Origin of the sequence: Micromonospora sp. LOL_023, from assembly GCF_048060115.1 — a bacterium.
Taxonomy (GTDB): Bacteria; Actinomycetota; Actinomycetes; order Mycobacteriales; family Micromonosporaceae; genus Micromonospora_E.
Map to the genome: position 1 here is coordinate 1 of NZ_JBHMIM010000113.1, position 6859 is coordinate 6859.

Annotated in this window: 8 protein-coding genes and 1 pseudogene; 4 read left to right on the forward strand and 5 right to left on the reverse strand. The window is 67.7% G+C overall.

Annotated elements, in window-relative coordinates; genetic code table 11:
• Nucleotides 1–891 precede the first annotated feature (891 nt).
• Both ACFHVL_RS30430 and ACFHVL_RS30435 read left to right on the forward strand, forming a co-directional pair.
• The gene (locus ACFHVL_RS30430) at nt 892–1365 is read left to right on the forward strand and encodes an RICIN domain-containing protein (protein ID WP_416632030.1); all 474 of its coding nucleotides are present in this window, start codon (nt 892–894) and stop codon (nt 1363–1365) included.
• A 520-nt stretch (nt 1366–1885) separates the two neighbouring features.
• Nucleotides 1886–3121 carry a hypothetical protein gene (locus tag ACFHVL_RS30435; RefSeq protein ID WP_416632032.1) on the forward strand — a complete coding sequence of 412 codons (1236 nt, stop codon included), beginning with the start codon at nt 1886–1888 and terminating at the stop codon, nt 3119–3121.
• A gap of 218 nt (nt 3122–3339) precedes the next feature.
• On the opposite strand, the gene ACFHVL_RS30440 is transcribed toward ACFHVL_RS30435, so the two are convergent.
• On the reverse strand, nt 3340–3855 hold the full coding sequence (locus tag ACFHVL_RS30440; RefSeq protein ID WP_416632034.1) for a hypothetical protein: 516 nt from the start codon (nt 3853–3855) through the stop codon (nt 3340–3342).
• Here ACFHVL_RS30440 and ACFHVL_RS30445 point away from each other — a divergent pair.
• Together ACFHVL_RS30445 and ACFHVL_RS30450 are read left to right on the forward strand one after the other, a co-directional pair.
• Nucleotides 3848–4120 carry a DddA-like double-stranded DNA deaminase toxin gene (locus ACFHVL_RS30445; protein WP_416632035.1) on the forward strand — a complete coding sequence of 91 codons (273 nt, stop codon included), beginning with the start codon at nt 3848–3850 and terminating at the stop codon, nt 4118–4120. The two genes, ACFHVL_RS30440 and ACFHVL_RS30445, sit on opposite strands and share 8 nt — an antisense overlap.
• On the forward strand, nt 4117–4521 hold the full coding sequence (locus tag ACFHVL_RS30450) for an Imm1 family immunity protein (protein ID WP_416632036.1): 405 nt from the start codon (nt 4117–4119) through the stop codon (nt 4519–4521). The genes ACFHVL_RS30445 and ACFHVL_RS30450 overlap by 4 nt, the downstream gene beginning before the upstream one ends.
• On the opposite strand, the gene ACFHVL_RS30455 is transcribed toward ACFHVL_RS30450, so the two are convergent.
• The 4 genes and pseudogenes from ACFHVL_RS30455 to ACFHVL_RS30470 form a co-directional block, all read right to left on the reverse strand.
• On the reverse strand, nt 4513–5055 hold the full coding sequence (locus ACFHVL_RS30455; RefSeq protein ID WP_416632037.1) for a class IV adenylate cyclase: 543 nt from the start codon (nt 5053–5055) through the stop codon (nt 4513–4515). The two genes, ACFHVL_RS30450 and ACFHVL_RS30455, sit on opposite strands and share 9 nt — an antisense overlap.
• A 242-nt stretch (nt 5056–5297) precedes the next feature.
• Nucleotides 5298–5792: a DUF433 domain-containing protein gene (locus ACFHVL_RS30460; RefSeq protein ID WP_416632038.1), complete on the reverse strand. Its 495-nt coding sequence runs from the start codon at nt 5790–5792 to the stop codon at nt 5298–5300.
• Between the two features lie 59 nt (nt 5793–5851).
• Nucleotides 5852–6328: a PPC domain-containing DNA-binding protein gene (locus ACFHVL_RS30465; protein WP_416632040.1), complete on the reverse strand. Its 477-nt coding sequence runs from the start codon at nt 6326–6328 to the stop codon at nt 5852–5854.
• A pseudogene (locus ACFHVL_RS30470) lies at nt 6321–6859 on the reverse strand (asparaginase); the annotation flags it as partial. The gene ACFHVL_RS30465 and the pseudogene ACFHVL_RS30470, both read right to left, overlap by 8 nt.

Sequence of the window (6859 nt, forward strand, 5' to 3'; positions counted from 1 at the left end):
CGAACTGTTCACCACCGGACCCTGGCTACCACCCGACCCGACCCCCGGCTGACCCGCCGCCACCACCACCAGCCGCCTGCCACGGCTGCCCCATCAGGATGCGCTCCCACCAGCCTGGGAAACCAACCGCGAGTCACACTCTCGCCCCCGGTGAATAGCTACCCATCGCGGGAATCAGCAGACTGAGCCAGGTCCAGCCGGTGGCGTGGTAGACGAAGATGCGGATGAGCGCCGCGGCACGAAGCAGGTCGAAGTAGCGGATCCGCTGATGCGCCAGGCGTTCTGGCTGGTCAGTGGCTGCACGACGACCTCGATCGCCCCTCCTGGCCACTGGATGAATTGACACGGTCAGTTCTACAGCACTCGGTTGACCACCGGGCCAGATTCACCTTTATGGTCCGAGTTTCTGGAGCCGAACTCCGCCAACTCGGCCCGCCCGGCCCCGGGGGATCCCGACGCCGAGGAGCCACACTGACGGTTGCATCACCACCCACCCCGCTGATGGTGAACTGCCTAGTATTCACCGGTACAACCGTCGTCATCCGACCGCCTCCCGGCGACCTCGACCACGACCCGACATCGTTGGAAGCGGGTAAAAGCAGAGGTCAGGGCTTTGGACGGCCCGGCCGGTGCCTGAATCGACCGCCACCGAGAGCCGCCGGCAACACATGTATCGTGCCCTCGAGCGTGGGCCTCACGTCTACTGGTGTCAGTACGTCGTTTCGGCACTGGGTGATTCCGTTGCCTTTCGTCCGTCCGGCACGAGTGCGCATCGCGGCGAGCGGTTCACTTCGTCGATGTCATCTGCAACTAGGAGCTAGCGTGTCTCAAGTCCAAGATTGGTCGATCGGTACCGGAGCAACGGGCCGTCGGCCACTGCGGGTGCTGGCCATGATGCTCGTCGCGTTGTGCGCGGCGGCGGTCTCGGTGGTGGCGGTGCAAGCGCCGGCGCAGGCCGTACCTGGGCAGAACTACCTTCGCAACTGGAGCACCGGCAGGTGCCTTGACGCGAACGACCGGGGGCAGATGTACACCCTGCCGTGCAGCATGCCGGTCGGCTCGAACCGCTATCAGCTCTGGCGGCCGATCGATCAAGGCAGCTGGGACGGCCACGACCTGGTGATGCTGCAACACGTCAAGACCGGCTACTGCGTCCAGGTCAACACGGGCGGTTCGGCCGGGTTGAGTCAGTGCAACTCGGCCCAGAGCACCCAGTGGAAGGTAGCCGGGGGCAGGGACTGGTACAACGTGACGTTGCAGAACCGATTCAGCAATCAGTGTCTGGATGGTAACTATCAGGGCGCCGTATACGGACACGCATGCATCGCTGGAAACGGCTACCAGCAGTGGCGGCTGGGCTACTAGTCCACCACTGGTCCGGTTGGCCCGGTCGAGGCTGGGGACCCTTTGCAGTAGCCGGTCAGGCCATCGACCGACGCAGGACTATTGTCCGTAGCTGAATTGCAACACAGATGCCTGGTGGGCGACCTGGTACCCGCAGCAGGGCAGCGGAATAGCGCGCAGTGCGGGTCCGATCCGCACCCGCACTGCGCGCAGCCCGTTCCCGATGAACGAGGCCTCGCCGCTGGCAACCGCACGCACCGCGAGCGCCAGCTCGGCCGGCGCCGCCGTCGGAGCACTCGCCGACGATCTCGATGTCCGGCTCACTGGCGAGCAGCATCGCGAATCCGGACCGTACCAGCTGTTGATCGTCAGATGTGGCGACTGCCTAGATTCGCCGGTCGCGACTGGTCAACGGCCTGCAGGGGTTGGCAGGATCTTCCGCTGGCGCCTTGTCTGCGCCGGGCACCGCGGCCTGGCGCAGGTCGCCGCGTCCGGATTCCGGACGACCCGTACCTTGTCGCTGGTCCGTCAGGAGATGTCAATGTCACAGGGTGATCCGGTCGACCCATGGGCGGATGTCGATCCGACAGTCGTCGTCATCGGCACCCCGACGGGTGAACGCAGCGGTGATGTCGGCATCGACAGTGCCGCCGCGGGCACCGTTGAGGTGCCGCGTCCCGACCCGGGCGACGACCTGCCGCCGACCCGACCTCAGCGGCCGGCGCTGCTGCTCGGCGCGCTCGGCACGGTCGCCGTGGTGCTGACGATCGCAACGGCCGTGGCCTTCGTGAACCGGCCCGACGAGATCGGGACGCCGGGGGCAGTGGCGCTGACCGGCGAGCCGGCGGATCCGGGAACGCCCGATCCGGCAGCACCGTCGCCGAGCGCCACGCCGAGCCCGACGGCGTCGCCGGCAGGCCCGGCCCGGCGGGCCCTCGCCGCAGTGGCGTCGCCCGCCGTCTCGGCGCAACCCGCCACCGGCGCGTTCGTCGGCGCGACCAGGATCGGCAGCCAGCTCAACGCGAACACGACCATGTACGCAGGCGAGTACATCCTCTCCCCCGACGGCCGGTTCGGCCTGCTGATGCAGACCGACGGCAACCTCGTCACCTACGGTCCGTCGCCCTGCGGGGCGCCCCGACCCAACATCTGCCAAGGCCCGTACGACTGGTGGGCCAGCAACACCGCTGGCCAGCCCGGCAGCCGGGTCGTCATGCAGGGCGACGGCAACCTCGTCATCTACCGCCCCGACGGCAGCGTCGCCTGGGCATCGAACACCAAGGATTCCGACGCGACCAGGGTGACGGTCACCAACCAGGGCCACTTCCATCTGACCCGCGGGGACGGCTCGACGGTGATGACGCTGGCGGGCCTGTCCGAACAGAACAGCACCCTGTCGTACGCCGGCACCATGCCGGCCGGCTACCGGCTCACCGCCCTGCGGTACCTGTCCTCGCCGAACGAGGTCTACCACCTGATGCAGCAGCAGGACGGCAACCTGGTCCTGTACGGGCCCGGCAACAGCGTGCTCTGGTCGTCCGGCACACACCAGATCGTGGTCGGCGGCATGAGCGTGTGGGAGACCAGGATGCAGCCCGACGGCAACCTCGTCGTCTACGACAGCTCGGCCGCTGACGCGGCGGCGGTGTGGGCGTCGGATTCCGTCGGAGCTGGCCCCAACCCGGAGTTGGTGCTGCGCGACGACGGGAACCTGGTGCTGCGGTCCGAGTCCACTCGGCAGGTCTTCTGGCAGACCGGCACCGCCGGCCAACTGTAGCGGGCACCCGGTCAGGATCGAGCGGCTGTAGCGGGCACCCGCTCAGGACCGGCCGGTCCGCGCCAGATTCGTTACCTCGGGCGGTCGACGACAACGACATCGCGCGGCGCGTCGACGCGGTCGGTGGACGCGGTGGCCGCGTGGCTGGCGAGCAGGGTGAGCGCATCAGCGTCGCTCGTTCCAGGCACCGTGTGGTAGACGGTGAGCGTCTGTCCGGTCTACCCGTTGACCTGGAACGTTTCGAAGTTCACGGCGAACTCCCCCACGACCGGATGCGCGAACCTCTTGCGGCCGGCGGACTTGACGCGGACGTCGTGCCGGGCCCAGAGCCGGACGAAGTCCGGGCTCTTGAGCGTCAGCTCGCCCACCAGGGCCGCGAGGCGCGGGCTACCGGGGTCGGCGTCGGCCCGCAGCCACGCCACGCCTTGACGTGCCTGCTCCTCCCAGTCGGGGAAGAGCGCCCGTTCGGCGGGGTCGAGAAAAAGTAGTCTCACGAGATTCCGGTCGCGTGTCAGGCTCGGATGGATCGCCAGCGCCAGGCCGGTGCAGGCGAGCACATCGCCGTACCGGTTCTGCACGATCGCCGGTGTGTCGTGCCAGCGTTGCAGCAGCGCGATGAGGCCGGGACCGACGTGGTCGGATTCCGAGGCCCGGTGCTGCGGTCGGGCGAGTTGGTGCAGATGCGCGAGGGCGTCAGCGTCCAGGCCGAAGACCCGCCCCAGGGCGTTGATCACCTCGGCCGTCACCTTCTATCAACACGTCGAGTCCAAGGTAGCCGCGATGATGCGGCGCGACGGCACCGCCAAGGCGGATCTCGTGCTCGACAACACCGTGTGTGGAAGCAATCAACGGGACCAGGATCATGAATGGTCCTGCGACAAGATCCTGCCATCCATCATTCCCCCAGGCTCCGAGCTCACGGTCTACGCGACACGGGACCAGGGAAAAACCTGGTGGAAACGGACCTACGTGGGCACGGGCGAGAGGATAATCCGATGAAGTTCGTCATGACCGACTACCACGGACATCGGGAGCCGCTGGCCGGCCCGGATGACGCCGGTGAGTGGTTCGACGAGCAGGCGTCATCGATCATGCCGCACGGCGGGTGCGGCCAGACAATCTGGTTCGGACCGGCGGACGCACCGCCGCAGTTACGCATCGATGTGGACATTGACGTCGGACGAGCTGCCTTACGCTGGTCGGACGGCTCGTACGGCGTACAGCTCGATCCGACCGTGCCGATCGCCGTGCTGGAGTCGCCGGACAGCGGGACCGTCGACGTGCCCGCCTGGCTGGCCCGAGTCAGCGTCGACACCGCCCGACAGGCCGTTGTCGAGTACGTGTCGACCGGCCAACGACCGGCCTGCCTCACCTGGTCGTCAGCACAGCGATCAAGCTGAGGCGAGGGCCGCGCGGACCAGCGAGTCGTACGTCTGGTCGGTGCGCATCGCCTCGATCCCCAGCGCGGCGACGAACGCCGCCAGCTCGGCCTGCACCGCCGCGCCGGGCACGTCGTCACCGACGATGCGCTCCAGTTCGAGGAAGGTGCCGAGGCCGGCGACGTCGTCGACGCACAGCACGCCGTCGGGCAATTCGGCGGTACGGCGTACCTTCGCGATCCGTACGGTCGGGCAAAAGCCCATCGCCACGATCGCGGCGTGCATCTGCTCGCGGTCGGCCACCGTCGTCTCGTACTCGTCGCAGGCCAGCGCGTTGTCGGCGGGGCGTTTCAGGGTGAAGGTGTGCCGGCCGTCGACGGTCCGCAGCCGTACGAAGGGGACGCCGAGTTTGCTGTCGCCGTACGACCAGGTGGCCGGGGCGTACGCCTGGTCGTCCTGCACGACCGGCGGACCCGGCTCGATGCCGCAGGCCTTGAGCGCGACGAGCAACGCTTCCCGATCCTGGACGCGATACTTGACCTCGACCTCACGCACCACGCCTCCACCTGCCGTCACCGCACTGACTGCGCAGCGTCGCACAAGCGTCACCGGATCGACAACGCGGCGCGCCAGCGGTGGTCCACTCGGGAGCCGGTGTTTCCCTCGTCCGTCATCGAGGTGAGGCTGAGGCACGCTACGACACGATTTTGAGGTATCTCAGCCTCACCTCGATGACACGCTATATGTGGATGAACCGGCGCAACGAGCGTCCGTGCATGTTCTCGTCGATGTAGAACTCAGGCGGCGACGCCCAGGAGGATGCGGGCAGAGGTACGGACGTCGCTGATGGAGAGGCCGAACTCGTCCGCGACCGTTTCAGCGCTCTCACCTGCCTTGATCATGCCTGCGACGTCCGCCACTCTCGTCCCGGTGCCGGCGAAGATGGGCTGTCCGAAGGCCCGGCGCACGTCGACCTCGACCTTCGGCGGGAGCCAGGCGGACAGTTGCAGCCGCTCCGGGTAGCCGTCGCCGCCGAAGGCGATGTACTGCATGTGATCGGCGACGATCTCCCGGATGACGTGCTGGTTGGTGCCGCCGACGATGAGCCCGTGATCGGCCAGGGCGATGAAGGTGACCGGAAGCGGACTGGATGCTGAGTCTGCGATGTGCAGCAGCGGCCCGCCCCGGAGGTAGCCCTTAGCCCAGCGGTGGAAGGTCTGCTGCGGCACCCGCAGGTGCCGTGCGGCCTGGGTGAAGTTCAGGATTCCCTCGGTGAACCGGATGTCACTCATTCCACCCCCTCAACGTCCCGACCGGTCGTCAGCGATGCACGTGAGGTCCACCCGCCGCATCAGCTGCCGCGCACTGCCTGTCCGAAGTGCAGTTGCGGTACGTCGTAGAGGTCGGGATTCGTTAGCCGGTGCATGGTCGGTGCGGTGACTTCGATGATGAGCATTTCGGTGAGGAACTGGACGGTGGCGTCGAGGAGGTGGCTGGTGTGGGCGGTGGCGCTGTGTTCCTTGAGTCCGACGGTGAGGTGGACGTGGGGTGCGATGGTCCCGGTGGTGTCGTCCCAGGCGATGGTGCCGCCGCCGAGGGCTTCGATGTTGGTGAGGTCGACGTGTGACCAGACGGGGGCGTCGGGGTTGCCGAGGCGTTGGCAGGTGCCGACGATCTTCACCTGGCTGAGGCCGGCGATGAACATCGGAATGTAGCCCTGTCGGATGTCATGGGTGCGGCAGGCGTCGGTGAGGGCGGTGAAGAAGTCGTCGCCGTGGTCGAAGACGACGCCGATCATGCGGCCGGGGGTCAGGTCGTGGCTACGCATCCGTACGGATCGATCCCGACCGGTCGTCGCTGCTGGTGGTGGTCCAGGGCCAGGCGGTGGGTTCGGTGAGTCCACCGGCTGTGGTGACCGCGGCCGCGATGTCGTGTGGTTTCGTGTCGACGGCGAGGAGGGCTCGGAGCAGGACGCGGGCCTTGTACGGGTGGAGCCAGCCGGCGGGGATGAGACCACGGCCGATGAGGTCCTGCTCGGAGCCGGGGAAGCCGTAGGTGCGGGTCAGGGTCGGTCCGGCGGGGGTGCGGGACGCGAGGACGACGGGGATTCGTCCGGCTAGGGCTGTGAGGGTGTCGACGAGTGGTTCGGGGACGTGGCCGACGCCGAATCCGGCGATGACGAGGCCCTCGCAGTGCCGTCCGATGGCGTCGATGATCGCGGGGTCGTCGTCGAGGGTGACGGTGTGCAGGGCGACGGTCGCGGTGTCCGTCCGGCGTGGGGTGGGGACGGTCAGCCGGTGCGGCACCCGGTTCAGCATCCGTACGGTGCCTTCGAGGACGTAGCCGAGAGGGCCGGTGT

Excerpts from the sequence above, each read along its gene's own strand:
- ACFHVL_RS30430 (WP_416632030.1), top strand. The coding sequence starts at position 892 with ATGATGCTCGTCGCGTTGTGCGCGGCGGCGGTCTCGGTGGTGGCGGTG.
- ACFHVL_RS30435 (WP_416632032.1), top strand. The coding sequence starts at position 1,886 with ATGTCACAGGGTGATCCGGTCGACCCATGGGCGGATGTCGATCCGACA.
- ACFHVL_RS30450 (WP_416632036.1), top strand. The coding sequence starts at position 4,117 with ATGAAGTTCGTCATGACCGACTACCACGGACATCGGGAGCCGCTGGCC.
- ACFHVL_RS30460 (WP_416632038.1), bottom strand. The coding sequence starts at position 5,792 with ATGAGTGACATCCGGTTCACCGAGGGAATCCTGAACTTCACCCAGGCC.
- ACFHVL_RS30465 (WP_416632040.1), bottom strand. The coding sequence starts at position 6,328 with ATGCGTAGCCACGACCTGACCCCCGGCCGCATGATCGGCGTCGTCTTC.